This is a genomic window from Geodermatophilus chilensis, assembly GCF_002802985.1.
In the GTDB taxonomy this organism is placed as follows: Bacteria; Actinomycetota; Actinomycetes; order Mycobacteriales; family Geodermatophilaceae; genus Geodermatophilus; species Geodermatophilus chilensis.
In genome coordinates this window covers 1-1,066 of the sequence record NZ_NVPT01000356.1, presented here as the reverse complement: position 1 = coordinate 1,066, position 1,066 = coordinate 1, and the positions used below count along the sequence as shown (strand labels likewise).

General features: G+C 77.8%; 2 protein-coding genes. One reads left to right on the top strand and one right to left on the bottom strand.

Features of this window, described 5'->3' with window-relative positions:
• Positions 1 to 93: DUF3253 domain-containing protein (locus CNO22_RS27115; RefSeq protein WP_232807402.1), on the bottom strand; the 93-nt coding region annotated here is incomplete at its 3' end.
• A gap of 316 nt (positions 94 to 409) precedes the next feature.
• On the opposite strand from CNO22_RS27115, the gene CNO22_RS27110 reads away from it, so the two are divergent.
• On the top strand, positions 410 to 967 hold the full coding sequence (locus tag CNO22_RS27110; protein WP_100502311.1) for a hypothetical protein: 558 nt from the start codon (positions 410 to 412) through the stop codon (positions 965 to 967).
• Positions 968 to 1,066 lie beyond the last annotated feature (99 nt).

The window sequence follows — 1,066 nt, the reverse complement described above, 5'->3', positions numbered from 1 at the left end:
CCAGCCCTCCGGGTCGACCGCGCGGGCGGCCTCCGAGGGGCAGATCGTCGCTCCCGCCCGCCGGTCGTCGAGCAGCGCGTCGACGTCCGCCACGCCGTCCAGCCTGCGGCGCGGGACGCCGCCGCGCCACGGGACTCGCCTCCCGGTCACCGCTCCCGTGGCTGGGGCGCGAGGACGCACTGACCTGTCCCCGCGGGGCCTCCACCCCTGCTTCGCTGTGCGAGCAGAAGCGGAGGACCGTCAGCAGCGAGGGTGGTCGGAGCGGATGTGTCTGCATCGATGCTCTGCCCCTGCCCCGCATGGTGGGCAGGGGCAGAGCATCCGTGGACGGTGGTGCCGCGCCCGCCTCGCCAGGGGCGGCGACCCCCCGTTCGCGGCGCGGCGCCACGGGCCGCGGGATGCTCGGCCCGTGCGCCGCTGGACGACCGGGCTGCTCGCGGCCCTGCTGCTCGTGCTCGCCGGCTGGGTGCTGGCCCCGGCCGCGTCGGCGTGCAGTTGCACCGGGGGGACGGCGGCCGACCACGCCCTCCGCGCCGACGCCGTGTTCGCCGGCCGCCTGGTCGACCGCCGGGTGGTCGACGGGACTGCCCTGCACGTCTTCGCCGTCGACACCGTGTACGCGGGCGAGGTGTCTGCGCGGCAGGGCGTGCTGTCGCCGGCGTCGGCCGCCTCGTGCGGCCTGGAGCTCGCCGGGCAGGGGCTCTTCCTCGTCTTCGCCGGCCGCGAGGACGGCCGGCTGGCGGCCGGCCTGTGCGGTGGGACGACGGTGTGGACCCCCGAGACCGCGGCGGAGCTGCAGGTGCTGACCGGCGCGACCGCTCCGGCGCCCGGGACGGCCGGGACCGACCTGCCCGGGGGCCTCTCCGACGCGGCCGTGGAGGCGGCCGTCGCCGTCCTGCTCGTGGCGGCGTTCGTCGGCGGGCTGCTGCTGCGTCGCCGCGTGTCACGCGGGGGTGACAGGGGGTAGGGGCGGGTCGTGCGCCCCGCCGACCGTGACCTGCTGCAGGAACTACTCGCCGCCTACGGCCCGGGCGGACAGGAGGACGACGTCCGGGAGATCTGCTGC